General features: G+C 40.6%; 30 protein-coding genes and 1 pseudogene. 27 read left to right on the forward strand and 4 right to left on the reverse strand.

Going from position 1 to position 25,711, the window contains the following annotated elements; genetic code table 11:
- Window positions 1-99 precede the first annotated feature (99 nt).
- The 14 genes from AC0KTX_RS08150 to AC0KTX_RS08215 all read left to right on the forward strand — a co-directional run bounded on the left by AC0KTX_RS08150 (window position 100) and on the right by AC0KTX_RS08215 (window position 12,333).
- On the forward strand, window positions 100-747 hold the full coding sequence (locus AC0KTX_RS08150) for a flagellar brake protein (RefSeq protein ID WP_474251719.1): 648 nt from the start codon (window positions 100-102) through the stop codon (window positions 745-747).
- A gap of 53 nt (window positions 748-800) precedes the next feature.
- Window positions 801-977, forward strand: coding sequence for a YpfB family protein (locus AC0KTX_RS08155; RefSeq protein ID WP_474251720.1), 177 nt, complete (start codon window positions 801-803; stop codon window positions 975-977).
- A gap of 83 nt (window positions 978-1,060) precedes the next feature.
- Window positions 1,061-1,732: a (d)CMP kinase gene (cmk, locus tag AC0KTX_RS08160; RefSeq protein ID WP_474251761.1), complete on the forward strand. Its 672-nt coding sequence runs from the start codon at window positions 1,061-1,063 to the stop codon at window positions 1,730-1,732.
- A 2-nt stretch (window positions 1,733-1,734) separates the two neighbouring features.
- Window positions 1,735-2,322, forward strand: coding sequence for a lysophospholipid acyltransferase family protein (locus AC0KTX_RS08165; RefSeq protein ID WP_474251721.1), 588 nt, complete (start codon window positions 1,735-1,737; stop codon window positions 2,320-2,322).
- Window positions 2,323-2,470: 148 nt separating this feature from the next.
- The gene (rpsA, locus tag AC0KTX_RS08170; protein WP_474251722.1) at window positions 2,471-3,619 is read left to right on the forward strand and encodes a 30S ribosomal protein S1; all 1,149 of its coding nucleotides are present in this window, start codon (window positions 2,471-2,473) and stop codon (window positions 3,617-3,619) included.
- Window positions 3,620-3,840: 221 nt separating this feature from the next.
- The gene (locus AC0KTX_RS08175; protein ID WP_474251723.1) at window positions 3,841-4,440 is read left to right on the forward strand and encodes a YphA family membrane protein; all 600 of its coding nucleotides are present in this window, start codon (window positions 3,841-3,843) and stop codon (window positions 4,438-4,440) included.
- Window positions 4,433-5,329, forward strand: coding sequence for a YIEGIA family protein (locus AC0KTX_RS08180; RefSeq protein WP_474251724.1), 897 nt, complete (start codon window positions 4,433-4,435; stop codon window positions 5,327-5,329). Before AC0KTX_RS08175 ends, AC0KTX_RS08180 begins: the two co-directional genes overlap by 8 nt.
- Window positions 5,326-5,520: a capping complex subunit for YIEGIA gene (locus tag AC0KTX_RS08185; RefSeq protein WP_474251725.1), complete on the forward strand. Its 195-nt coding sequence runs from the start codon at window positions 5,326-5,328 to the stop codon at window positions 5,518-5,520. The genes AC0KTX_RS08180 and AC0KTX_RS08185 overlap by 4 nt, the downstream gene beginning before the upstream one ends.
- Before the next feature lie 173 nt (window positions 5,521-5,693).
- The gene (gene der, locus AC0KTX_RS08190) at window positions 5,694-7,004 is read left to right on the forward strand and encodes a ribosome biogenesis GTPase Der (protein ID WP_474251726.1); all 1,311 of its coding nucleotides are present in this window, start codon (window positions 5,694-5,696) and stop codon (window positions 7,002-7,004) included.
- A 29-nt stretch (window positions 7,005-7,033) separates the two neighbouring features.
- A complete protein-coding gene (locus tag AC0KTX_RS08195) occupies window positions 7,034-8,077 on the forward strand; it encodes an NAD(P)H-dependent glycerol-3-phosphate dehydrogenase (RefSeq protein ID WP_474251727.1) in 1,044 nt (347 codons plus the stop codon).
- A 108-nt stretch (window positions 8,078-8,185) separates the two neighbouring features.
- Entirely contained in the window at window positions 8,186-8,386 is a 201-nt protein-coding gene (locus tag AC0KTX_RS08200) for a DUF2768 domain-containing protein (RefSeq protein WP_474251728.1), read from the forward strand.
- A gap of 14 nt (window positions 8,387-8,400) precedes the next feature.
- Entirely contained in the window at window positions 8,401-9,108 is a 708-nt protein-coding gene (locus tag AC0KTX_RS08205; protein WP_474251729.1) for a hypothetical protein, read from the forward strand.
- A gap of 176 nt (window positions 9,109-9,284) precedes the next feature.
- The gene (gene spoIVA / locus AC0KTX_RS08210; RefSeq protein WP_474251730.1) at window positions 9,285-10,763 is read left to right on the forward strand and encodes a stage IV sporulation protein A; all 1,479 of its coding nucleotides are present in this window, start codon (window positions 9,285-9,287) and stop codon (window positions 10,761-10,763) included.
- 220 nt (window positions 10,764-10,983) lie between these two features.
- A complete protein-coding gene (locus tag AC0KTX_RS08215) occupies window positions 10,984-12,333 on the forward strand; it encodes an arsenic transporter (RefSeq protein ID WP_474251731.1) in 1,350 nt (449 codons plus the stop codon).
- 36 nt (window positions 12,334-12,369) lie between these two features.
- Here the strand turns inward: AC0KTX_RS08215 and AC0KTX_RS08220 are convergent, their stop codons facing one another.
- The 3 genes from AC0KTX_RS08220 to AC0KTX_RS08230 all read right to left on the reverse strand — a co-directional run bounded on the left by AC0KTX_RS08220 (window position 12,370) and on the right by AC0KTX_RS08230 (window position 15,268).
- On the reverse strand, window positions 12,370-13,035 hold the full coding sequence (locus tag AC0KTX_RS08220; RefSeq protein ID WP_474251732.1) for a DUF2642 domain-containing protein: 666 nt from the start codon (window positions 13,033-13,035) through the stop codon (window positions 12,370-12,372).
- 46 nt (window positions 13,036-13,081) lie between these two features.
- Window positions 13,082-14,053 carry a hypothetical protein gene (locus tag AC0KTX_RS08225; RefSeq protein WP_474251733.1) on the reverse strand — a complete coding sequence of 324 codons (972 nt, stop codon included), beginning with the start codon at window positions 14,051-14,053 and terminating at the stop codon, window positions 13,082-13,084.
- Between the two features lie 120 nt (window positions 14,054-14,173).
- The gene (locus tag AC0KTX_RS08230; RefSeq protein ID WP_474251734.1) at window positions 14,174-15,268 is read right to left on the reverse strand and encodes a CotH kinase family protein; all 1,095 of its coding nucleotides are present in this window, start codon (window positions 15,266-15,268) and stop codon (window positions 14,174-14,176) included.
- A 290-nt stretch (window positions 15,269-15,558) separates the two neighbouring features.
- On the opposite strand from AC0KTX_RS08230, the gene AC0KTX_RS08235 reads away from it, so the two are divergent.
- Together AC0KTX_RS08235 and AC0KTX_RS08240 are read left to right on the forward strand one after the other, a co-directional pair.
- Complete coding sequence (locus tag AC0KTX_RS08235) at window positions 15,559-16,122, forward strand: hypothetical protein (RefSeq protein WP_474251735.1); 564 nt, start codon at window positions 15,559-15,561, stop codon at window positions 16,120-16,122.
- A 306-nt stretch (window positions 16,123-16,428) separates the two neighbouring features.
- On the forward strand, window positions 16,429-16,707 hold the full coding sequence (locus tag AC0KTX_RS08240; RefSeq protein WP_474251736.1) for an HU family DNA-binding protein: 279 nt from the start codon (window positions 16,429-16,431) through the stop codon (window positions 16,705-16,707).
- A 172-nt stretch (window positions 16,708-16,879) separates the two neighbouring features.
- Here AC0KTX_RS08240 and AC0KTX_RS08245 read toward each other — a convergent pair whose 3' ends face one another.
- On the reverse strand, window positions 16,880-17,146 hold the full coding sequence (locus AC0KTX_RS08245; protein ID WP_474251762.1) for a transposase: 267 nt from the start codon (window positions 17,144-17,146) through the stop codon (window positions 16,880-16,882).
- A 301-nt stretch (window positions 17,147-17,447) separates the two neighbouring features.
- Here AC0KTX_RS08245 and AC0KTX_RS08250 point away from each other — a divergent pair.
- The 11 genes and pseudogenes from AC0KTX_RS08250 to aroH all read left to right on the forward strand — a co-directional run.
- Window positions 17,448-17,822: pseudogene (locus AC0KTX_RS08250) on the forward strand (ISLre2 family transposase); the annotation flags it as partial.
- A 235-nt stretch (window positions 17,823-18,057) separates the two neighbouring features.
- On the forward strand, window positions 18,058-18,627 hold the full coding sequence (gene folE / locus AC0KTX_RS08255; RefSeq protein ID WP_474251737.1) for a GTP cyclohydrolase I FolE: 570 nt from the start codon (window positions 18,058-18,060) through the stop codon (window positions 18,625-18,627).
- Window positions 18,628-18,649: 22 nt separating this feature from the next.
- Entirely contained in the window at window positions 18,650-18,877 is a 228-nt protein-coding gene (mtrB, locus tag AC0KTX_RS08260; RefSeq protein ID WP_474251738.1) for a trp RNA-binding attenuation protein MtrB, read from the forward strand.
- Window positions 18,878-18,998: 121 nt separating this feature from the next.
- Window positions 18,999-19,784, forward strand: coding sequence for a heptaprenyl diphosphate synthase component 1 (locus AC0KTX_RS08265; RefSeq protein WP_474251739.1), 786 nt, complete (start codon window positions 18,999-19,001; stop codon window positions 19,782-19,784).
- Window positions 19,785-19,787: 3 nt separating this feature from the next.
- Complete coding sequence (locus AC0KTX_RS08270; RefSeq protein ID WP_474251740.1) at window positions 19,788-20,495, forward strand: demethylmenaquinone methyltransferase; 708 nt, start codon at window positions 19,788-19,790, stop codon at window positions 20,493-20,495.
- Window positions 20,496-20,512: 17 nt separating this feature from the next.
- Window positions 20,513-21,475, forward strand: a complete 963-nt coding sequence (hepT, locus tag AC0KTX_RS08275) for a heptaprenyl diphosphate synthase component II (protein ID WP_474251741.1) — start codon at window positions 20,513-20,515, stop codon at window positions 21,473-21,475.
- Window positions 21,476-21,552: 77 nt separating this feature from the next.
- Window positions 21,553-21,999: a nucleoside-diphosphate kinase gene (gene ndk, locus AC0KTX_RS08280; RefSeq protein ID WP_474251742.1), complete on the forward strand. Its 447-nt coding sequence runs from the start codon at window positions 21,553-21,555 to the stop codon at window positions 21,997-21,999.
- A 91-nt stretch (window positions 22,000-22,090) separates the two neighbouring features.
- Window positions 22,091-22,858: a CheR family methyltransferase gene (locus tag AC0KTX_RS08285; RefSeq protein ID WP_474251763.1), complete on the forward strand. Its 768-nt coding sequence runs from the start codon at window positions 22,091-22,093 to the stop codon at window positions 22,856-22,858.
- Window positions 22,859-22,942: 84 nt separating this feature from the next.
- A complete protein-coding gene (aroC, locus tag AC0KTX_RS08290; RefSeq protein ID WP_474251743.1) occupies window positions 22,943-24,115 on the forward strand; it encodes a chorismate synthase in 1,173 nt (390 codons plus the stop codon).
- Window positions 24,115-25,203 carry a 3-dehydroquinate synthase gene (aroB, locus tag AC0KTX_RS08295; RefSeq protein WP_474251744.1) on the forward strand — a complete coding sequence of 363 codons (1,089 nt, stop codon included), beginning with the start codon at window positions 24,115-24,117 and terminating at the stop codon, window positions 25,201-25,203. Before aroC ends, aroB begins: the two co-directional genes overlap by 1 nt.
- A gap of 2 nt (window positions 25,204-25,205) precedes the next feature.
- On the forward strand, window positions 25,206-25,577 hold the full coding sequence (aroH, locus tag AC0KTX_RS08300; RefSeq protein ID WP_474251745.1) for a chorismate mutase: 372 nt from the start codon (window positions 25,206-25,208) through the stop codon (window positions 25,575-25,577).
- Window positions 25,578-25,711: the final 134 nt, after the last annotated feature.

Below are 25,711 nucleotides of genomic sequence, written 5' to 3' on the forward strand. Positions count from 1 at the left end.
GGAAACGCCTAAATTTAGGCTTTCCCTTTTTTTTATTCCATGTTTTAATAAAATAGGGGAGGGGGAAATTTTTATTAACCTTTTGAAAGAGTGGTAAAGTTGATAAAAGTAGGCACCGTTTTCACTATTGAGTTGGTTGAAAATGGACAAATTTTGAAAAGCAAGCTTTTAGATCAAGAAGGGGATATTTTATTGATTGATTTTCCCGTAAATGATGAAACGGGGAAAACCGTGTTTTTGCCGGACCATACGGAAATGAATGTTGTTTATTTAAGCGAAGAAAAAAAGCGGTTTAAATTTCGGACGAAGGTTCTTGGCAAGAAAAAGGACGTTGTTCCGATGATTATGCTGAAAAAACCGGACACCATCGAAGAAGCACAAAGAAGGCAATTTGTCAGGATTAAAACATCCATAGATGTCGCCATCCATCCGCTGAAAAACGAATTTGCTCCATTTGCGGCCGTTACTGGCGATGTTAGTGCTGGAGGATTATCTATTATCATTCCCAAAAACAAGGATCTTCCTCTTCATGTAGAAATCCTTATTTATCTTGTCCTGACATATACGGACGATAGTATAGAATATTTAAAAATAACCGGCAGACCTTTGCGAATAGAAGAAAAAAAACATCGAAAAAGCGTTTCAATCGAATTTGTCGATGCCGATGAAAAGATTCGGCAAAAATTGCTCCGTTTCTGCTACGAACAGCAGTTGCTTTTAAGAAGGAAACAATTTTTTCCTGAATAAGGTCTTTTTGGTTGATTCATACTAAATAGAAAAAGCTTAAGGACTGACATTCGGTGAAACGCTTTGAACGAATATTAATAAAAATTATTATGGTGCAATTTTTAATCATGATTCTCGCGCAAATATTTCTTCAGCATTCTGCCGTCAAACCTTATCTGTCAAAAGTTGTGCAATATGAAGGGGTTGGCAAATGGACGATTTCTGAATGGACCGAAACGTTCGGACGTTAATGGAAGCAGGCTTGGCCTGCTTTTCCTCTTCAGATGAAGCAAGAAACATCATTTCATATCTAGAAAAAGCTGCGGGAGGAATAATGGTGAAAAAAATTTCAATTGCAATTGATGGCCCGGCTGCAGCTGGAAAAAGCACGGTTGCCAAAATAATTGCCAAAGACTTTTCCTATATCTACATTGATACTGGAGCGATGTATCGCGCCTTAACGTTAAAAGCGCTTGAAAGAAACATATCTTTGGAAGATGAAGAAGCGCTGGCGGAACTTTTGTCCCAACTAACGATTGAACTGAAGCCTGACGGAGAAGGACAAAAGGTGCTTGTAAACGGCGAGGATGTGACAACATCGATCCGCTCCATTGAGGTGACAAACAATGTATCGACAGTTTCCAAACATCCGAAAGTGCGGGAGGAAATGGTTAGAAGGCAGCGGGTGCTTGCCGGAAACGGCGGTGTTGTGATGGACGGCCGTGATATCGGCACACATGTCCTGCCGAACGCTGAACTGAAAATATTTTTAAAGGCTTCCGTCGAAGAACGGGCGAAAAGAAGACATGAAGAAAATTTAAAAAAAGGATTCCCTTCCGATTTGGAGAAGTTAAAAGAAGAGATTGAAGAAAGGGATAAGCTCGACTCGACAAGAGCAACAGCTCCGCTGGTGAAGGCTCCCGATGCAATCGAAATCGATACAACTTCATTGAATATAAAAGAAGTAGTGGAAAAAATTAAAGACTTAGTAAAAGAAAGGCTGTAAAAATGGGGCGATTTTATCAATTTGCGAGGTTTATTGTTTATTGCATTTTCAAACCTTTATTCCGAATAAAAGCCATTGGGAAAGAGAATTTTCCAATGGAAGGAGCTGTTCTCCTTTGTTCCAATCATATCGACAACTTGGATCCTCCGGCGATTGGAATAATGGCGCCTAGGCAGCTTCGATTCATGGCAAAAGAAGAGCTGTTCAAGATTCCGGTTTTCAGCAGGCTGATCCGAATACTTGGCGCGTTTCCTGTAAAAAGAGGCTTTTCCGATCGTGAAGCTTTAAGGACTGGGCTGAAAATATTGAAAGAAGGAGAAGTTTTAGCCATTTTTCCTGAAGGAACGAGAAACAAGACCGGAAAGCTGAGAAAAGGATTGGCAGGCGCAGGTTTTTTTGCCCTGAGAAGCGAATGCAAAGTGTTGCCTTGCGCGGTCATTGGCGCTTATAGGCCGTTCCGAAGAACGAAAATCGTTTTCGGGTCACCGATCGATTTTACGGAATACCGTAAGCAAAAGCGGTCTGCTGAAGAAGCAACGAATTTGATTATGGAAGAAATCGAAAAATTGCTTGAAAAATATCGGTCATAAAACGTTTTAACTTGACAAACGGAATTTTTTGTTAGAACTTATAGAAAAGAGATATTTTTCATTCTATTTAGCGAGGGATGGCTTCCTCTAGATAGAATGGTACATATTTTAGTTGAGTTGTCATGGCTTGACCAAGGAGGTATATGGTATGGTAGAGGATTTGAACCAAGGCGATGTTTTTGTGCCTGATGTAGGCGATGTTGTTCAAGCGACAGTAACAAAAGTGGAGGAAAAGCAAGTAATCGTTGATATTGTGAACTGCAAACAAATGGGCATCATTCCGATAAGCGAATTATCCAGTCTTCATATTGAAAAAGCTTCAGATGTCGTAAAGGAACATGATGAACTTGAGCTTGAAGTGATAAAAGTGGAAGAAGACGCAATCATTTTATCTAAGAGCAAAGTGGCTGCCAAAAAAGCATGGGAGGAATTGGAGAAAAAATTTGCAAATAAAGAAGTGTTTGAAGCAGAAGTGAAAGATGTCGTCAAAGGCGGCTTAGTCGTTGATTTAGGAGTTCGCGGATTCATTCCTGCTTCATTGGTTGAAGCGCATTATGTGGAAGATTTTTCTGATTATAAAGGAAAAACGTTAAAATTGATGGTCGTTGAGCTCGATCAAGAGAAAAACCGCGTTATTTTGTCTCATCGTGCAGTCATTGAAAAAGAACAGGAAGAGAAAAAACAACAGGTTTTGCAATCGATCCAACCGGGTGATGTATTGGAAGGCACAGTTCAACGTCTGGCAAGCTTTGGGGCTTTTGTCGATATCGGAGGCATTGACGGCCTTGTCCATATATCCCAGCTATCTCATGCCCATGTCGACAAACCGTCAGACGTTCTCCAAGAAGGAGAAAAAGTCAAAGTAAAAGTGTTGGCCGTAGATCGTGACAATGAACGTGTTTCTTTATCCATTAAGGAAACGCTGCCTGGCCCATGGGAAAATATATCAGAAAAAATTAAACCGGGAGATGTTGTGAGCGGAACCGTGAAGCGTCTCGTCACATTCGGTGCTTTTGTTGAAATTTTCCCTGGAGTAGAAGGGCTTGTTCATATTTCACAGATTTCTAAAAAACATATCGGCACCCCCCATGAAGTATTGGAAGAAGGCCAGAAAGTCCAAGTCAAAGTTTTGGATGTCAATGAGGCAGAAAAACGCATATCGCTTTCGATGAAGGAATTAGAAGAAAGCGAAAATTCATCGAGCAGCGACGATTTATGGCAGTATCGTGCCAAGGAAGAATCAAGCGGTTTTCAATTAGGGGAAGTTATTGGCGATCAATTAAATAAATTAAAATAAAGAAGAGGGCTTGTTGCAAAATTGCCGGAATAGCCCCCCTTTTTCATGAGGAGACAGCAAAAGATGCTGTCTTTTTTTATTGGGCAAATGAACCGCAATCCCCTCATCTTATTTTCATCCGTTATTTCGATTGCAGCTGTTGTTCATTTTTCAAAAGCCTGCCAAGCAAATGATTAATTCTTATAAAAAATTCCCATAATGAAAATAGTAGGAGGATGAGAATGGAAGGTTACATTTATTATTGGTTGATGTGGAGCTTTTGGCTCATTTTGACGTTTTTTTTTCCAAAGACGAATGAACGTTTTTTGCTTTCATTTTTTATATTGGCCGATCTTTCGGTTAGCGCGGTTTTTATTCATTTGCCATTTTTTCGAATTGGTTTGGCGTTTCTACTATTTGTCATGCTGGGGGTTTGTTTGCTGCGTCAAAAAAAACATCTCCTTTATTCGGCAATGGCCGTTTTAATCATTGCTATTGCTTATGCAGGAGTCAAATTGGTTCATCTCATTGATCCGGTATGGTTTGTCATCGATGTCTCCATGATTTTGTCTTTTCTTTGCTGCTTTCTAGCTGTTTGCTTTAGCAAAGAAGTGGCAGTTGGTGCATCTTATCTCATTCTCGGCTGCTGCTACGGAGAAATCGTCTTTTCCCTCACCGTTTCATCCTTCCATCGTCCTGTCATCATCGGCGATCCGTCATTTCTTGATCTTTTAACAATGGGGCTGTTTTGTTTGTTGTTGTGGTTTCTGATGAAATCCATTGCGGCAGCACTGGAATTTTATGTGAAAAAAAACGTAAAGGAGAAACACGAGTATGAATGAATATACATTCCCGATTTTATACGGAATGGTCACCGGTGTTTTGGCGCGGCTATATATGCTCAGAACGGATTATCGCCAATATCCCACGTATTTACATGGGAAAATCATTCACATTGCTTTAGGATTTATCGCTGCGGGGCTGGGCACGATCGCAGTACCGGCTATTATGGAAAAAGAATTTACGGCCATCACCTTTTTAACGCTGGCGGCATCGCAATTTCGCGAAGTGCGCAATATGGAGAGAAATACGTTGACGGAGCTTGATCGGTACGAGCTTGTGCCAAGAGGCAGCACATATATTGAAGGAATTGCCGTTGCGTTTGAGAGTCGGAATTATTTGGTGATTTTAACTTCATTGTCGGTAACTCTAACCTATTTAATTTTCGGGTTTTGGGCAGCTTTTGTCGTAACAATTATTTGTTTCATTGTTGCAAGAATATTAATGTCTGGAAGCACATTAAAAGATATTGTTGAGATTCAGTATGCAAAACCGCATTTTGAGGGGGCGGGCTTGTATGTCGATGATATTTACATCATGAACATCGGTATTCCGGAAAAGCGTGAACTCGTTTTAAAATACGGCATGGGGTTCATTTTGAAGCCAAAAACATTTAACGCAAGAACAACCATTGCTAATATTGGCCAGCGCCAAGCTATTCTCCATGATGTTTCCACGGCGCTCGGCGTTTATCGGGATACAGGTGAACCATCATTAGTTCCGTTGGCGAAAAGGGATCTTGAAGACGGAAGAGTAGGTGTTTTTGTGCTTCCTCAATATCCAAATAAAGACATTGCCGTAAAGGTGATTGGCAATGTGCCGGCGCTGGAAAATGCCATTCGTATGCCGACTGAATCGAAGGCCAATAAGGAAGGTGAGAAAAAACGATGATTTTGGAAAAATCGATATTAGCGGTCATTACAACGAACAAAACGAAGGTGCAAGGCGGCGGAGCGCCCGTTTTTCTTTGTGAACATCAAAACGAGATGGATTTGATCGCCAAAAATTTAGAAGCCATATTAGATGGAATTGCCCACTCGATTAGTGAGGACATGTATATCATTGTGAAACATTTTGAATGAAGTTGTCCTGTTTGAAAAACTGCTATATAATAGGGAAGTTGAAAAAAATCTCGAAAAATTTTATCGGTTGCTCCGGACAGAAAATGTGGAATATTTTTGCTTGTTCATCTCCTTTATCGTTGAAAAATGATGAAGGAGTTGGGATGAGTTTTTGATAGAAAGGAAGTTTCAATATGCCAAAACCTGTTGTGGCAATTGTCGGTAGGCCAAATGTTGGGAAATCGACGATTTTTAACCGTATTGTGGGCGAGCGAGTTTCGATTGTCGAAGATGTGCCGGGTGTGACTCGCGACCGCATTTATGCATCTTGCGAGTGGTTACATCACCAATTCCATTTAATTGATACTGGCGGAATTGAAATCGGCGATGAACCGTTTCTTGCCCAAATCCGTCACCAGGCGGAAATCGCTATTGACGAGGCGGATGTTATCATATTTTTGACGAACGGTAAGGAAGGGGTTACAGCTGCCGACGAAGAAGTGGCCAAAATATTATACCGTTCAAACAAACCGGTGGTTCTTGCCGTCAATAAAATCGACAACCCTGATATGCGGGAAAATATTTATGAATTTTATTCGCTCGGGTTTGGCGAACCGTATCCGATCTCGGGAACGCACGGTCTCGGTTTAGGGGATCTTTTAGATGCGGTTTGCAAGCATTTTAAGAAACCGGCAGAGGAATATGATGATGAGAACATCATTAAATTTTCTTTAATCGGTAGGCCAAATGTCGGAAAATCGTCCCTTGTCAATGCCATTTTAGGGGAGGAACGAGTTATTGTAAGTGACGTTGCCGGTACGACAAGGGATGCAGTTGATACCAAATTTACTTATAATAAGCAGGAATTTGTCATCATCGACACGGCAGGCATCAGGAAAAAAGGAAAAGTTTACGAGAATACCGAAAAATACAGCGTTTTGCGGGCGTTGAAAGCGATTGAAAATTCGGACGTAGTACTGGTCGTTTTAAATGCGGAAGAAGGGATAATTGAACAAGATAAACGAATTGCCGGCTACGCCCATGAAGCAGGCAAGGCGATTGTAATTGTCGTCAATAAGTGGGATGCAGTCGAAAAAGATGAAAAAACGATGAGGGAATTTGAAAAAAACATACGGGACGAGTTTTTGTTTTTAGACTATGCTCCCATCGTTTTTTTGTCAGCGAAAACAAAAAAACGGCTTCATACGTTGATGCCGAAAATTATTTTGGTCAGTGAGAACCATGCGATGCGCGTGAAGACGAACGTGTTGAATGATGTGATTATGGATGCGGTGGCAATGAATCCAACGCCGACTGACCGCGGGACGAGGCTGAAAATTTATTATGCAACACAAGTAGCTGTAAAACCGCCGACATTTGTGATTTTTGTCAATGATCCTGAACTGCTTCACTTTTCATATGAGCGTTTTTTGGAAAACCGGATCCGCGATGCATTTGGGTTCGAAGGAACTCCTATCAAAATTTTGCCAAGAAAACGAAAATAAGATAAATTTAAAGTTTAAAGGAAGTGGAAATGTTGGAGAAGGTAGCGATACTGGGTGCAGGAAGCTGGGGGACAGCGCTTGGGATCGTCTTGAGCGATAACGGCCATAAAGTGCATCTTTGGGGCCACAGAAAAGAGCATATCGATGCGATAAACCTTACGAAGCAGAATGAACGGTATTTGCCAAATATTATGTTGCCCGAAAATTTGAACGGCTATCATTCTCTTCAAGAAGCGGTCAAAGACGTTCGTGTCATTGTTTTAGCAGTTCCGACAAAAGCTGTTCGCGAAGTTCTTGGACAATTGAAAGAAACTTTAGAAGAACCTGTTCTGATCGTTCATGTTTCAAAAGGGATTGAACCTGGCACATTAATGCGAATCTCCGAAATTATTGAGGAGGAGATGCCAAAGCATCTCCTGCAAGATGTTGTTGTCCTTTCAGGGCCGAGCCATGCAGAAGAAGTGTCGTTAAGGCATCCGACGACCGTCACTTCCGCCAGCAAAAACATGGAAGCAGCTCAGTTTGTCCAAAATGTATTTATGAACCATTATTTTCGCGTTTATACGAATCCCGATGTAATTGGGGTGGAGGTCGGCGGCGCATTGAAAAACATTATAGCGCTGGCGGCCGGAATCAGCGATGGGCTTGGCTATGGAGATAATGCGAAAGCAGCTTTGATCACAAGAGGACTTGCCGAAATCGCACGACTTGGATGCAAAATGGGGGCAAATCCATTGACATTTTCTGGACTTGCCGGAATAGGGGATTTAATTGTAACTTGTACGAGCGTGCACTCGCGCAACTGGCGGGCGGGCCATATGCTTGGAAAAGGGAAAAAACTAGACGATGTTCTTCAAAGCATGGGAATGGCTGTAGAAGGAGTCAGAACAACAAAAGCAGCCAAACAGCTTTCAGAGAAATATTCAGTCAAAATGCCGATCACTGCTATTCTTTACAAAGTGCTGTTTCAAGGCCAAGATCCGAAAGCAGCAGTGGAAGCGTTAATGTCGAGAGAAAAAAAGCATGAAATGGAGGATCTTATTAACATATTAGAAAACCGCAGCCAAATGTGAGCATTGAAGCGTACGCGAGTATTTGCTTCAGTGCTTTTTTCTTGTAATCGTTCCCGCAAATAGCAACGTGTGTTAAAATGGATGATGAAAGAGAAGGAGTGAACATCGATGTCCGAAGGTTTAATGAAAATGTGGATCGCCATTGCCTCGATGGTCTTTATGTTTATTGCCGTGTTTTCAATCTATTTAAGCCGTTATAAATTAAAAGGATTTTTAAAAGCGATCTTTACAACCATTGCGTATTTTTTTATGATTTTAGCAGGAATCATTATCTTTTTTGTTGTGCTATCAGGACCAACCAGTGATTAATAGAAGGAAGTTGGATGATGAAAAACATAAAATTTTTTATTCCCATCATGTTTCTCTTCATTTTATCAGGCTGTTTATATCCGGAAGATCGTTTGCAAAAAAACAAAATTCCTTATGAAGCGCAAATCGACTCGGTTCAAAAGGCCATTGATCAGTACCGTGAGGACAGCGGAGGGCTGCTTCCGATCAAAACACGGGATCAATCGACGCCTATTTATGAAAAATACCCGATTGATTTTAATCTATTAATTCCTGAATATTTGCCAGAACCTCCGGGATCGGCTTTTGAAAATGGCGGGATTTATTTATATGTATTAGTCGATGTCGAAAAAAAACCGACTGTAAAATTGATTGATTTAAGAATGGCTGAAGCAATTCGGGAATTAAAAATGAGAATCAGCGCCCATAAATATCCACCTTATGATGAACAAGTCGGCAAAAATGTTTTTACTTTAAATTATAAAAAGCTTGGATTAAAAGCCCCTCCCCATGTGACAAGCCCATATTCCGGAGAGAATCTCCCGCTTATCATCGGCACTGATGGGGAAGTTTATGTAGACTATCGCATTGATTTATACCGAGCGCTAAAGAAATCGGCCGGAAATGTGAAGCAAGGGGAAGATATTCGAAAACTATTAGTTCAAGATTCCCCCTTTGTTCCTGCGTTTTCTTTGCCTTATACAATTAATGAAAAAAATGAACCGGTTTTTTTAACAAAATAAGTCATGAACCTTTTTCTTAAGCAATACAATGTTTAAGAGAAAGGTTCTTTTCTTTTTTGCAGAAAATTTCATACTTTTTGTCATAACCGGATAGGACAACATCATAAACATATACTGTGTTGATATTGTGAATTGATTGATAGTTATCCAAGACTCGAAAGTCGGGAGGGGATCACTTGGAAAAGGTAGATATTTTCAAAGATATCGCAGAGCGAACTGGCGGCGATATTTATCTAGGTGTTGTTGGCGCAGTTCGAACAGGCAAATCCACATTCATAAAAAAATTTATGGAACTCGTCGTTCTCCCAAACATTGAAAATGAAGCAGATAAAGCACGCGCTCAAGACGAACTCCCTCAAAGCGCAGCAGGCAGAACCATCATGACGACAGAACCGAAATTTGTCCCGAATCAAGCGGTCACAGTCCATGTTGATGAAGGACTTGATGTCAATATACGATTGGTTGATTGCGTTGGATATACGGTGCCTGGTGCAAAAGGATATGAAGACGAAAATGGACCGAGAATGATTAATACGCCTTGGTATGAAGAACCGATACCGTTTCATGAGGCGGCGGAGATTGGCACAAGAAAGGTGATCCAAGATCATTCTACAATCGGTGTCGTTGTCACAACGGACGGTTCCATAGGGGAGATTCCGAGGGAGGACTATGTGGAAGCGGAAGAAAGGGTCATTAACGAACTGAAAGAAGTCGGAAAACCGTTTATTATGATCATTAATTCCGTTCATCCGCACCATCCTGATACAGAAGCTTTAAGGAAAGAATTAAATGAAAAATATGACATACCGGTGTTGGCCATTAGTGTGGAGAGCATGAGGGAAACGGATGTTATCAATGTGATGAGAGAAGCGCTTTACGAGTTTCCGGTATTAGAAGTTAATGTAAATTTGCCGAGCTGGGTGATGGTGTTAAAGGAAGATCACTGGCTTCGGATCAGCTATCAAGAAACGGTCAAGGAGACGGTCAAAGACATCAAGCGATTGCGTGATGTCAATCAAGTCGTTCAGCAGTTCGGTGAATACGAATATATTGAAAGGGCAGGCCTTGCAGGAATTCAGATGGGGCAAGGAATTGCCGAAATTGATTTATATGCTCCGGATGAGCTGTACGACAACATTTTAAAGGAAATTGTCGGAGTTGAAATCCGCGGAAAAGACCACCTGTTAGAGCTTATGCAAAACTTCGCTAATGCGAAGGCCGAATATGATCAGGTGGCGGATGCATTAAAAATGGTGAAGCAAACCGGATACGGAATCGCAGCACCTTCGCTATCCGATATGAGTTTGGATGAACCGGAAATAATCCGGCAAGGTTCCAGATTTGGCGTCCGTTTGAAAGCTGTTGCGCCATCCATCCATATGATTAAAGTGGATGTGGAATCGGAGTTTGCGCCCATCATCGGCACCGAGAAGCAAAGCGAAGAGCTTGTCCGTTATTTAATGCAGGATTTTGAGGAAGATCCGCTTTCCATTTGGAACTCCGATATTTTTGGCAGAAGCTTAAGCTCGATTGTCAGGGAAGGAATACAAGCCAAATTATCTTTAATGCCTGAAAATGCCCGCTATAAATTGAAAGAAACGTTAGAAAGAATCATAAACGAGGGCTCCGGCGGATTAATAGCTATTATCTTGTAACATTGCGAAAGGTCGAAAACAACCGTTTTTGGCCTTTATTTTTTTTTGACAATTTTAAGTTTGGACACGAGATATTGGTTGATAGATTTTTGCGGATTTAATAGAAAATGGGGCGTTTGAGGATAGCATATTTTTTGTTAGACACATATTTATAGAGTACAGGTGGTGAGGAGGGATAGAAGCCGGAAAGGGGAAAGAGGGAAAGGAAGAGGGGAATAACTTGCAATGGAACCTTGAAACTTTGGTTTTGTTCGTGTTTTTCATGACAATGATCATGATTTTTTGGCGGCCGCGAAATATCAATGAAGCAATACCGGCTTCGGCCGGAGCGATGATCATTGTGCTCATCGGTGGAATAAGTCTGGCGGATTTAACAGAAATTTTTTCGAAAGTTGCTGAAGCTTCTCTAACGATCATTGCAACAATCGTCATGGCAATCGTTTTGGAAAGCTTTCGTTTTTTTCAATGGTGTGCGCATCAATTAGCATATCGGGCAAACGGATCGGGCATTCGTTTATTTTGGTATACAAATCTCCTGTGCTTCTTAATGACGATCTTGTTTAATAATGACGGAAGCATTTTAATTACAACCCCCATTTTAATTATTCTTCTTCATCACCTTCATCTAAAACATCATGAAAAAATTCCCTATCTTATAAGCGGTGCGCTCGTGGCAACGGCGTCAAGTGCAGCAGTCGGGGTTAGCAATATCGTCAACTTAATTTCGCTAAAAATGATTGAAATGGATTTATATGAGCAAACAGCCATGATGTTTATCCCAGCATTTATTGGATTGTTGTTTATGGTCATTTTGCTGTTTCTGCTTTTTTACAAAGATATTCCGAAGAATATTAAAAAAATAGCCAAAAACGAAGATGTTTTCATCCAACATTATCATCCTTTAAAGTCAAAATTGCCTGCAGATGTAATAAAAAAACAATCAGCGTTTATGCTGAAAATGCTGTTGTTTGTTATTTTAGTGAGAATCAGCCTCTTTTTAGCGTCTTTTTTCGAAATTCCAATATGGCTTGTAGCCATTTTAGGATCAATCGTGCTGTTGACCGTTCGATGGAAAAAGTTTTCCTTAAGTCCGATCGATGTTTTAATAAAAGCTCCTTGGTTTGTGTTTCTGTTTGCTTTTTCAATGTATATTATCGTTTACAGTTTGAAGAATATCGGTTTCGTCACCTTTTTCGTTGATCTGCTAAAACCGTTTATGGAAGAAGAGGCAAGCGCGATATTTTGGACTGGCAGCGTGCTCTCAGCGTTGTCAAACGTTTTTAACAACCACCCTGCATTAATGATTGGGACAATGGTGCTGACAAATGCCGGGTTGAACGATATGATGTTAAAGACAGCCTATTTAGCTAGCATTATCGGCAGTGATATCGGCTCGCTCATATTGCCGATCGGAACGTTGGCCACTTTGATTTGGATGCATATTTTGAAGGAAAATGGCGTGAAAATCAGCTGGGCTAAGTATGTGAATGTGACAATGATTGTGATTCCGCCGACACTTTTTTTCACATTAACCGTTTTATATGTTTGGATTCAGTTCCTGTTCATTTAAAAAATGGGGTGAAAATCCCCATTTTTTAAATGAATCTTATGGGACATGCACTGTTTTAATATGGGAAATTTTCAAAAATACTTTTTGCCCTTCAGCTGTTACTAATTCAACGAAATTATGCTGAATGGATTTGATAACCCCGATTTTTTCGTTTGTTTCCCCAAGATCAAAAACGACCAGTTTATCAATAAACTTTCTTAATTGTTCTTCAAAAGTGCGTTGTAGGGAAAAACCGGGGGGAACGACTGGCAATTCATGCTCGTTTAATGAATAAGGCGTTTTCATGTTATGATAAGGAATCAGCCATTTTAAATGATGAAAAGACACAAACACATTTTTAAAAACAGGAGAATAAAAAACGAAATAATCTGTTAATACCGAAGTAATATAGCCGTGCAGCGACTTATTTCCGGTTACATATATTTCGATGAAAGTTCCTTTTGCATTCAGCAAAATTTTTCGATAGGAAATGGCTTCTTCTTCAAGAAACATTAATTGTGCAGCATTTTTGTCGCTTGCAATGTGTTTTTCGTCAAAATCCTTTTCTAATTTGTGAATATGAAGGAGCGGAATATAAAAATATTTATAACCGTCGTAAATGACCACCACATCTAATCCTTCATCAATTAAAATGCCGGTAATTTCTTTTTTTCCGCTTAATTCAGTTTTTACTTGCTCTTTTAGTAAATTAGCAAACCTCAATAGCAGCACCTCCTTTTGTTAAACGGCTGTTTCAAAAAAGAGGAGGTTAACCTTTCCAGCGGTAGTGAACGGATTTGACAACTTCCTCGTTACGGGATTTCCATCTAACATCATGATCTGTTTGATATTTTGAAGAACGGGTGGATTTCGGGCTGACGTCACGTTCTCTTTTCCTTGTCTTTGAAGTCCCAGTGAATTTCGAACTTGTTTTATGTTCCGAGCACCTGCCTTTATATTTGTCTGTTCGATGATCATCGTCATCGCTGACCTCATCTTCTTCCCCTTTTCTCTCACCGGTTTTCTTATCTGTTTTGGAGCTGCTTTTCTGATCTTGTTGTTTTCTTGCTCCTCCAAAAATGCTTCTGACATGAAAAGGTTGGATGCGGATGACCTCTTCCTTGTTAATTAAAATAAATGTACCATTGCCGTTGTATGATAAAACGCCTTCTAGCGCTTCCGGACCCCCGCCGTTTATTGAAACCCATTGATGGAGAAAATAATTGAGGATTTCATCAAATGAATTCACCTTTACATAACGAACGGAATCTTCCTTTTTCTCATCGCTTGTTTGTCTTTCCTCTTTAGGTGAAAAGCTTTTAATATGTTCCAAATTGACATAGACGACTTTCCCTCCACTGTAGAGAACGGCATAATGGTTTGTCACATCCAACAGTTTGCCGCTCAAAACTTCTGGTCCGCCCTGGTTAAGTTGAATGGTCTCGTTTTGAAAAAATTTCATTAACCGGTAGAAACTATTTACTTTCCGCAGGTTTTCGATGAAGTCGCTGAACATCGTGTGCGGTCTTGACTGTATTTTTGAGTTTTCGGTAATGCTGCGAATATGCTTCAGTTGATAATACACGACGCTTTCAGTGTCTGTCACATAAAGAACTAAAAAATCGGATTTGACGGCAAGCAATTGCCCGCTTTTGCTTTCAGGACCTCCTCTATTTACCTTAATCATTTTTCCGACGAGAGATTTCAAGTATACGTGAAAATTTTCGATTGTCGTAGCCATTACTTTTCCTCCCCTAGCATTTAACCATACAGGTCATTTATAGTGTATTTATACGTGTCATGGATCGAGAAAGAGACAGAAAATATACCCAATTCCTAAAAAACAATCATTCGCCCAGATTCAAAAAGCGAGATGTAAAGCAATAAATTTTTTTCTTTTTGCGATAAAATCAAAAATTTTTGATGGTTCTTCTTCAAATTGGTTAAGAGGGTATCGGTAAAAGGGGTCTTTCTTGATATATTGACGAACCTGTTCGAAGTAAGCAAATACAACTTCTTTTAACTCGTTTTCTGTGAAATAACGGCTGATGGTTTCTTGTAAGATCTCTTTGTACAGCTTTTTATACCGGGGAATGTCGATGAGCCTAGCCGTCAACGTATTAAATCCTTCAACTCGAACGTAATCGTGCTCCATCGCTTCGCCGTGAACGTCAATACCCCAAGTGGCGTCATAATCCCACGGCAAAATGGAAAAAAGGTTCGTCTTTTCATTTAAATAAAGTGCGTAATTGTGGACAAAACCGTCATAGTTTTGTGTGCAGATGACGCCGGCCAGCCATTTTAAATATTGTTCTACATCAAGAAAATGTTTGATTTCCTGAGCAAATTGCGCGCGGCTTGCGGTATTTATAAAAAAAATAAATTGTTCGAGCCGATCAAAATGTTCTTCTTTTCCGTATTTTAATTCGTAACCTTGTGTTAAACTTTTTTTCACTGTTTGATCCAAATCACTGTACAAGGAAAAATTTGCGTCGCCATCTACTGCGTAGAAGATAGCGCCTTTCGGCAGCTGTCTTTTTTTCAAAAAATCATCATTTACTGATTCAAGGCGCAAATAGATTCCTTGTGGGACACCGTTAATCGAAAGAAAAGTATATCGGGCTTCAGGCGCGAGTACGCCGATTTTTTCAAAAAAATAAAAGGACAGTTTATTGCGGATCATGGAAGGGTCAAAATATTCTGCATTTAGATGGAATTCCTTTTCATGCTTGTAAGTGGAAGGGCGAACATATTGAATAAAATATGATTTTTTTTTTGCCTTTCTTGTATGTGAACCTCGGTACATAACATCTGCTTGTATTTTTTTCTTATCCATGCGAATGACCCCAGGTACTCCATTGTCATCCCACTTGTTTTGTTTCAAGTAGAGCAGATCTTTCGGATGAATAAATAAAGAGATTTCTTCCATATCTAATGATTTTGCACCTCTTTTCATCATTTTCACTTTATTAGTATGAAGGAGAAAAAAACTTGCCACCATCCGCACATAAACAATTTTTTTATTGGGTAAAAAATCCAAGCAATCCAGAAAAAAAAACGTATGCTATACAAAAAAAGAAGGGGAGATAACTGTGATTTCCAAAGAGGCAATTGCTGATGCGTTTCATAGCGGGAAACAAAAAGGACTGATGCATTTTTATTTCCAAGAACCTGAGGGAAGGAAGGGAAGATCCAAGAATAAAAGAAGCTCCGGCAAGAAAAAAACAGGCGATTCAAGAAAACATCATGGAGGCAGCCGTTCATGCAGAAGCAGATCAAGCGGGAAAAGAAGCCATAGCAAGGATTCACACAAAAGGAGCGGAAGAAAAAGAAGCAGCAAGTGTACGTGCAGAAGCAGATCAAGTGGAAAAAGAAGCCATTGCACAAAGGATACGCACAAAAGGAGCGGAAGAAAAAGAAGCAGCAAGCATACATGCAGAAGCAGATCAAGCTGGAAAAGAAGCCATTGCACAAAGGATACGCACAAAAGGAGCGGAAGAAAAAGAAGCAGCAAGTGTACGTGCAGAAGCAGATCAAGCTGGAAAAGAAGCCATTGCACAAAGGATACGCACAGAAGGAGCGGAAGAAAGAGAAGCAGCAAGTGTACGTGCAGAAGCAGATCAAGCGGGAAAAGAAGTCATTGCACAAAGGATACGCACAGAAGGAGAAGCAGCATGCATTCATGCAGAAGCAGCAGACATAGAAGCAGAGAACGAAAAGATACAAAGCATAAATCCAGAAAAAAAATTTACCGCTTTGAAGACGGCAACATGTGGGAACTCCGTTTTTAATCTATTGGGGGAAGGCTAATTGGCGGTCTCCCTTTTTTGTTTTTTTCATCGGTAAAATTCCATATAAGAAAATCGGTCGATTTAATAGAATTGTGCTTGATTCTGCCATTATTGTTATGATAATCTTTTTACAGAAAATCTTCTCTTAATAGGCTTGAGGTACCTTAAAAGTTGAAGAAAAATATTGAAATGAAGCACCTTTTTCATTTATGATAAGCTAGTCACCAATTTTCATATCCGAATATGTATAGACTTCTTGAAAACTGTGAAGAAATGTATATAGACTGTATTTATGCTGAGATTTTTTGGGAGGAGGTGAAACATGATGAACAAGACAGAATTAATCAATGCTGTTGCTGAAGCAAGCGAGTTATCTAAAAAAGACGCAACAAAAGCTGTTGATGCTGTTTTTGATACAATTTTAGAATCTTTGAAAAAAGGTGACAAAGTTCAACTCATCGGTTTTGGTAACTTTGAAGTTCGTGAACGTGCTGCACGAAAAGGACGTAATCCACAAACTGGTGAAGAAATTGAAATACCAGCGAGCAAAGTGCCTGCTTTCAAGCCTGGCAAAGCTTTGAAAGACGCAGTAGCTGGAAAGTAAAAATTGAGTAAAGGAATGGACAGCACTACATATGCTGCATTTCTTCACAGAAGGGGCTGTCTGATTAGTCCCAAAAAATGAGCAAGTGGGGAAAAACGATCAGTTTTTCTCCACTTGCCTTTGTGTTTTTTCGTATTTTCTCTGAAAGCAGCTGTCGGATGCCGGCTACTTTTCAGTTGTTGTGGGCTACAGCCACAATTCCAAACTCAACGTTTACCTTGTCGAGACCCCGCAATGAAAATCTGCGGAAACATCGATTGCGCTCGATGTGACCGAACACACTTTCTGCTTCAACTTTACGTTGAGAGTAGATCGCAGCTTTCTCCTCGCATTCAAGGGCGTTTTTGCCTTTGCTTTCATTTCTTCGAAAATCGTATTCCAGTGAACTTGCCGGTTGCGTTTTCAATGGGCAATCTGTACAATCTTCACCTTCGTATATGTTGAAGCTTGCTCATAGCCAACGGATTCTTTTTGTACTGGTATTTTATAAATGATCCTCTCCTTCCATTCGGGCAAATAAAACAATCATCCTTCACAATAGATCCAGTTTTTGGCCTTTTTAGTATTTACGTGTTTGTTCTTTTCCATAGCTCTCATAAGGAATCAGAAACTCAAACCGAGGATCTTTCCCATCCCCCACCGCATATACATAGTTTCTTCACTGCCATATCATGCATCCGCCATCACTCTCTTACGTTTTGGTAAGTTAGAAGCCGCTAATTTCTCCATATGTGGGATACTATCTCTTGGTCAATTGGGAGCGTATTTTGGATTGGTGGGAACGGGTCGAACATCTTCCAAAGAATGTGCGGAACTTTGGAAAGATGGAATCCAATCAGCGCCATATTTCATTTCGCATGAAAAAGCGTGGCATGCATTGGAGTACCGAAGGCGGTGAGGCTATGGTCAAGGTGAAACAAGGGATTCTCAATATCACATTACGAGAAGTGTATCTCAAACACCAACACCGCAGTGTCCGAAAGCAGCGTGAAGGAAAGAAGGCCATCAAGCTGGCACAGATTTTGCGTGAAAAGGCTCGTCCCTCCATTGGCTTGAAAAACAATACGATTCGCCTTTCTGCCGCCATTGGGCAGTTAGTGAAGAGTTTTCGTTAAATCCACCTAACCTTGTTTTCGGCAGGTTCGTCAGAACGTGATGAGAACTGACAGGGAACCAAGCGTTAGCGCCGCAGCAAGAAACAGCGTACAAAAAGAGAGTGCCTAAACCCTTGGGCTAACCACACTCTCGAGAAAAACTTGACACATACGTCATTCGTTTATTTTTTGCTTTCCATGAAATACTTGTGTTAAAATCGGAATAAGTGTTGGTCTGTATAGGAGGAACCGATTTATGGCAAATGAAATAAATAAAAAACAAATTGAGCATGCAGTACGATTGATTCTTGAGGCAATTGGGGAAGACCCGAACAGAGAAGGATTAGTAGATACTCCGAAACGTGTCGCAAAAATGTATGAAGAAGTTTTTTCAGGAATGCGACAAGATCCAAAAGAATATTTTCAAACCGTTTTCGGTGAAGATCATGAAGAACTTGTTCTCGTAAAGGATATACCGTTTTATTCAATGTGCGAACATCATCTTGTTCCATTCTTTGGAAAGGCTCATGTCGCATACATACCTAAAGGCGGAAAAGTCACAGGTTTAAGCAAGTTGGCTAGGGCTGTGGAAGCTGTTGCAAGAAGACCGCAGCTGCAAGAACGGATTACATCGACGATTGCCGACAGCATCGTTGAATCATTGGATCCACATGGCGTCATGGTGATTGTGGAAGCGGAGCATATGTGCATGACCATGCGGGGCGTTAAAAAACCTGGTTCCAAAACCGTTACATCTTCCGTTCGGGGCTGTTTTTTACGTGATGCAGCCGCCAGAAATGAAGTGTTATCACTAATAAATCAGTAAATGGCAGGTAGGTGTTTAAGTGATGAATCAGCTGCAAAGCGATTATGTCGTCATTAAAGCCTTGGAAGACGGTGTCAATGTAATCGGATTAACTCGCGGATCTGATACACGGTTTCACCATTCAGAAAAACTGGATAAAGGGGAAGTGATGATCGCGCAATTTACGGAACACACATCGGCTATTAAAGTAAGGGGAAAGGCGATCATTCAAACGAGCAATGGAGAAATTGAAAGCGACACGAGGAAGTAAGCAGGAATTCCCTGCTTTTGTTTTTGACAACTTATAATGAATTCAGAAAAAATGTTATGATATAATATAATTTATAACTGCTAGTTAATCAGCCTGAAAGGTTGGGGACAAGGGTGGTGCTATGAAAGAAATTTCTCAACAACTGGAGCATTTCAAACGATCATTGGAAGATTATTGTTCACATCCTATATTAGAGCAATATATTCAAAAACCTGTCATTGATGAAGATAAATTGTTTTTATTTTATGCGCTATTCGAAGAAGCTGGAATATCAAGTGATGAAAAAGAAAAATACGTTTTAACAGCTATGCTTGTCCAAACAGCCCTTGATACCCATGATTTGGTTTCCAATGTGGAAACCGGCAGCCGGAACCTGTTTGTGGAAAGGCAATTAAATGTCATTGCGGGGGATTATTACAGCGGACTTTATTATTACATTCTATCGCATATGAACAATGTAAAATTAGTCAACACATTGGCAACAGCCATCAGAGAGATCAACGAGCAAAAAATTTTCCTTTACAACAAGAGTTATCAATCTGTTGATGAGATGATCGACAGCCTGATCATTGTGGAAACAGCATTGTTCCAACGCCTCGGCAATCATTTTCGAATTGAAACATGGCCGGAAATTTCGAAATCTTATTTGGCTTACAAGCGGCTTTGCGAGGAAAAAAACAAGTTTGACCGAGGCAGCCAATCATCGATTTTATCGCAGTACTATTCAAAAAAAACAAAAGGTCCGATCGACTTGATCGGCTCTTTCATTGAATGTTGCAATCATTATTTTAATGAAATCAATAAATTATTGGATAAAAGTTTAAAATATTCGCCGGCAATCAGGGAGTTTATTATGGATCGGATTCGTGCCCTTCAAATTACACATATGATAGCAGAGGAAGGATAAGGAATGCAGCAGTCGAAAGAAGAACGAGTGCACCGCGTGTTTGAAAAAATTTACCATAATTATGACCGTATGAATTCTGTGATCAGCTTTAAGCGCCATATTGCTTGGCGAAGGGAAACGATGAAGCGCATGAACGTAAAAAAAAGCTCCCGCGCCCTTGATGTATGCTGCGGAACAGGCGATTGGACAATTGCACTCGGCAAGGCCGTCGGTGCAGACGGATCCGTCATCGGACTTGATTTTAGCAAAAACATGTTAAGCATTGGGGAGAAAAAAGTGCGGGAAGCAGGCCTTTCCAATATTACGTTCGTCCATGGCAATGCGATGGAATTGCCGTTTGCAGATGATGAATTTGATTATGTAACAATCGGATTTGGTCTAAGGAATGTGCCGGATTATATGCAAGTATTATCGGAAATGTACCGTGTGCTCAAACCAGGGGGAATGGTCGTTTGTTTGGAGACATCGCAGCCTACGCTCATTGGCTTTAAACAACTGTATTATGTTTATTTTCGCTACATTATGCCGCTGTTTGGAAAGATCTTTGCCAAAAGCTATGAAGAATATTCATGGCTGCAAGAATCAGCGCGTACTTTTCCGGGAATGAAAGAATTGAAAAAAATGTTCGAAGAAACGGGATTTGTGGGTGTCGAAGCAAAACCGTTTACAGGCGGTGTGGCTGCTATGCATTTAGGCTATAAACCGAAATAGAAAAAAAGGTGACATAAATGAAGTTAACGGCATTGTATTCTTTTTTGTCAAAGGATCTTGAAATCGTTGAAAACGAATTATTATCAACCGTCCAATCGAATGATCCGTTAATTCGTGATGCTGGAACCCATCTTTTTCGAGCAGGGGGAAAACGAATTCGCCCTGTTTTTGTGTTGCTTTCAAGCATGTTCGGCCATTATGATATTGATCATATTAAACATGTTGCCGTCGCTTTGGAATTGATCCACAGCGCTTCGCTCGTTCATGATGATGTTGTGGATGATGCCGAGCTAAGGAGAGGGGAACTGACGGTAAAGTCAAAATGGGATAATCGCATCGCGATGTATGTCGGGGATTATTTATTTGCCCGATCTTTAGAAATTATTACTAAAATGGAAAATCCGTTGATTCATCAAGTTCTTTCCAAAACGTTAATCGAAGTGTGTTTAGGCGAAATCGAACAAATTCGAGATAAATACAATTATCAACAGTCTTATCGAACATATGTAAAAAGAATCAAACGAAAAACAGCATTATTAATAGCCGCCAGCTGCCAATTAGGCGCTCTGGCTGCAGGCGCTCCGGAGTACATTTTTAAACGCCTTTTTTTGTACGGCTATAATGTCGGTCTTTCTTATCAAATCATTGATGATATTTTAGATTTCACCTCGACGGAAGAACAGCTTGGCAAACCGGTTGGCAGCGATTTGCTGCAAGGAAACATCACGTTGCCGGTTTTGTTTTCAATGGAAAACCCTGATTTAAGAAAAAAAATAATGTCCATCAACAGCGAGACAACTTCTGAAGAAATTAAACCGATTATTGAAGAAATTAGAGCTTCGGGAGCAATCGAGCGATCAGTGGAGATCAGCAACCGCTATTTGCAGAAAAGTTTTGATATATTAGAAGATTTGCCGCGGGGAAAAGCGCGGACAGCGCTGCATCAGATTGCAAAGTATATTGGAAAAAGGAAATTTTAAATTGCGTAACCGCTTTAATAATGTTACTATTTTCTTTGAGAACCGATACATAATTGTCGTTCAGAGGTGAATGGTGGATGGAAAAAACGTTTTTGATGGTAAAACCAGACGGAGTCGAGAGACAAGTCATCGGTGAAATCGTATCCCGTTTTGAAAAAAAAGGGTTGAAGCTAATTGGGGCAAAGTTGATGAAAATTCCGGCTCAATTGGCGGAGCAGCATTATCAAGAACATAAAGGCAAAGCATTTTATGATGAATTGGTGCAATTCATTACATCAGGACCGGTTTTTGCAATGGTTTGGCAAGGTGAAAACGCCATTGAAATAACACGGCAAATGATGGGCAAAACAAACCCGAAGGAAGCTCTTCCGGGAACGATTCGGGGAGATTTTGGGATGTCTGTTGGCAAAAACGTCATTCATGGCTCAGACTCTCCTGCAAGCGCAGAGCGTGAAATTCAATTGTTTTTTAAGCCTGAAGAACTCGTGGAATATAACCGGGCAATTGATAAATGGATTTATTAATTAATTCATGAACCCTAATCAAACACAGATTTGATTAGGGTTTTCTAAATGAATTTATAGGGGAAGGTAAAAAGTGACGGACAAAGATTATATGGAATTTATTGAAAATGTGAAAAAAAAGAGTGGAATTGATCTTTCTTTATACAAAGAAGCACAAATGAAACGAAGATTAAAAACATTGTACGAAAAAAAAGGATTTCGTTCATTTCGCGAATTTTACTTAGGGATGTTGCAGGACAATCAAATATACCGTTTATTTTTGGAACGAATGACGATCAATGTGTCGGAATTTTTTCGGAACTATCAACGCTGGAACGTGCTTGAAAGGGTCATACTGCCTGAACTGGTCAAAAAAAATAAGCGGTTAAGAGTTTGGAGCGCCGCCTGTTCCACTGGTGAAGAGCCTTATACAATCGCGATGATTTTGGCGAAACATAAACTACTTGATCACGCTTATATTTTGGCTACGGATATTGATGAAAAAGCGATTGAAACAGCAAAAACAGGCATATATCCGGAACGCTCTTTAAAAGAAGTGCCGAATGATTACAAGTCAGCTTACTTTTTGCAGGAAGAAACATCATTCTTTAAAGTCAAAGACGAAATTAAACGAGCGGTTGTTTTCAAAAAACATAATTTGCTGTCAGATCCTTTTGAAAAGGATTTCGATTTAATTATTTGCCGCAATGTTTTGATTTATTTTACAGAAGAGGCCAAAAAAGAGCTTTACAAAAAATTTAGCGATTCTTTATCACAGCATGGGGTGTTGTTTGTCGGCAGCACGGAACAAATATTTTCGCCTGAGAATTATGGATTAAAGGCGGCGGAGACGTTTTTTTATAAACGGATACAGCCTTAAAGAAAAAACTTTCTATTCAAAAAAATCATCTTATGGTATAGTTACGTAAAAGCGTTAAAGTGCCAAAGGGAAGGAGTAGACTGAATGAGGTATTTAACAGCTGGGGAATCCCACGGTCCACAATTGACAACGATTATTGAAGGAGTTCCGGCGGGGCTTCCCTTAACAAAAGAAGACATCAATGTCGAATTGGCAAGAAGGCAAAAAGGCTATGGACGCGGTCGAAGAATGCAAATTGAAAAAGATCAGGTGCAGATAGTAGGCGGAGTGCGCCATGGTGAAACGCTCGGGTCGCCAATAGCCCTCGTTGTAGAGAATAAAGATTTTAAACATTGGACGAAAATTATGGGATCGGAACCGATTTCCGAAGAGGAAAAATCAGAAATGAAGAGGAAAATTACCAGACCGCGCCCGGGACATGCGGATTTAGTAGGAGCCATTAAATATGGACACCGCGATATGCGCAATGTGCTGGAACGGTCTTCAGCCCGTGAAACAACCGTAAGAGTGGCGGCAGGGGCGGTCGCAAAAAAAATTTTATCCGAACTTGGCATTCAAGTTGGCGGACATGTTTTAGAAATCGGTGGCATTCGCGCGCAAAAAACGAGCTATTCTTCCATTCATGAATTAAAAGAAAAAACAGAACAGTCGCCTGTGCGCTGTTTGGATGAAGAAGCGGCTGAAAAAATGATGAAAGCGATCGATGATGCGAAAAAAAATGGCGATTCGATCGGCGGCATAGTGGAAGTCATTGTCGAAGGATTGCCGCCGGGCGTTGGGAGCTATGTCCATTGGGATAAAAAGCTGGATGCGAAAATCGCTCAAGCAATCGTGAGCATCAACGCTTTTAAAGGCGTTGAATTCGGACTCGGCTTTGAAGCGGGACGAAAATTCGGCAGCGAGGTTCACGATGAAATTCTTTGGAGCGAAGAAAAGGGTTTTTACCGCAAAACGAATAATTTAGGCGGATTTGAAGGCGGAATGACAACAGGAATGCCGATTGTTGTCAGAGGAGTGATGAAGCCGATCCCAACTTTGTACAAACCGCTTCAAAGCGTCAATATTGACACAAAAGAGCCGTTTTCGGCAAGCATTGAACGTTCTGACAGCTGCGCTGTTCCGGCGGCAAGCGTTGTCGCTGAGGCAGTCGTTGCATGGGAAGTGGCCAATGCCGTTGTTGAACAATTCGGTGCAGACCGGATGGATCTCATCCGCGAGAATGTCGAACGAATGAAAAAGTTTGCGAGGGAATTTTAATGAAACAGATCATGATACAAACGAAAAGCAGGTCATATCCTGTCTTTTTGGGAAGCGGGATCAGCGGCCATATGGACGATTTGTTAAAGCAAGTTTTGGAAAAACCGTCCAAGATCTTAATCATGACGGATCGGACTGTCTATGATCTGTATGGAAACAAACTGGAAAAAGTGCTGAAAAAATTGAATGTCGACGTATTGACATATGTTGTGCCAAGCGGCGAAGCATCGAAATCATTTGAAACATACTATGCCTGTTTGACTTTTGCGCTGGAAAACAACATGGACAGGGAATCGGTTGTCGTTGCGTTTGGCGGCGGCGTTGTCGGAGATTTAGCTGGATTTGTCGCCGCAACGTTTATGAGGGGGATTCCCTTTATCCAAGTGCCGACAACCCTTTTGGCTCATGACAGTGCGGTCGGCGGAAAAGTTGCCATCAACCATCCGCTTGGAAAAAACATGATCGGCGCTTTTCATCAGCCGCACGCAATCATTTATGATACAGAGTTTTTAAAAACGCTCCCTCAGTTGGAAGTCCGGTCAGGTTTTGCGGAAGTGGTCAAGCACGGTTTTATCCAGGACAAATCTTTTGTTGAACAACTGATGGCAGATATACGCCATTTAGACGAAATAACCGATCAACAGCTTTTATGGTTTATCCAGAAGGGGATCGAAGTCAAAGCGGCCGTTGTTGCGGAGGATGAAAAAGAAACGGGAAAACGAGCGTTTCTAAATTTTGGGCATACGCTTGGCCACGCTTTGGAAGCTGAGCTTGGCTATGGAAAGATTTCTCATGGGGATGCCGTTGCTTGCGGCATGTTGTTTGCTCTATGGGTAAGCGAACGAACATTTAACCGCAGTTTTCATTATGAAACAGTAAAAAAATGGTTTGAACAAATCGGCTTCCCTGTCAAAATGGAAGAAAACATGGATCCAAAAGCGCTAATAAATCGAATGAAACATGACAAAAAAACGTTACATAACCAAATTCGCATGGTTTTGCTTGAGGAAATCGGAAAGCCTGTCTTAAAACCGTTTAACAGAGGGACGCTTATTTCTCTCCTCAACGAGTGGAAAACGGAGGGGTAGGGTTGATAAGAGGAGTTAGAGGTGCCATTACGGTTGCAGAGAATAACGAGGAACAGATCATCCAAAACACGGAAAGACTTTTAAGAGAAATGATCCGCAAGAACGATATTGATCCAGACCAAGTAGCTTCCGTCTTTATTTCAGCGACAAATGATTTAAATGCTTGTTTTCCGGCAAAAGCGCTAAGAAAAATTGACGGATGGACATATGTACCTGTTACATGCATGCAGGAAATGGCCGTTGAAGGATCGCTTGAAAAATGTGTCCGCGTCATGATGCATATTAATACAACACGGTCCCAGAAGGAGATTCGCCACGTTTATATGGAAAAGGCGAAAAATTTAAGGCCGGATCTTATTGACAAAGAAGATTGATTTTTTTATTATGACCTATAAGAAGTTTTTTGAGCTAGATTAGCAGAGTTAAGTTCAGGGCAGTTGAGAATGAGTCGAGGCATGTATTTGTGCGAAAGGTTTTTTATTTATGAAGGACGACTGCCCAAAAACGT

It is taken from the genome of Aeribacillus sp. JST-2, assembly GCF_056032925.1.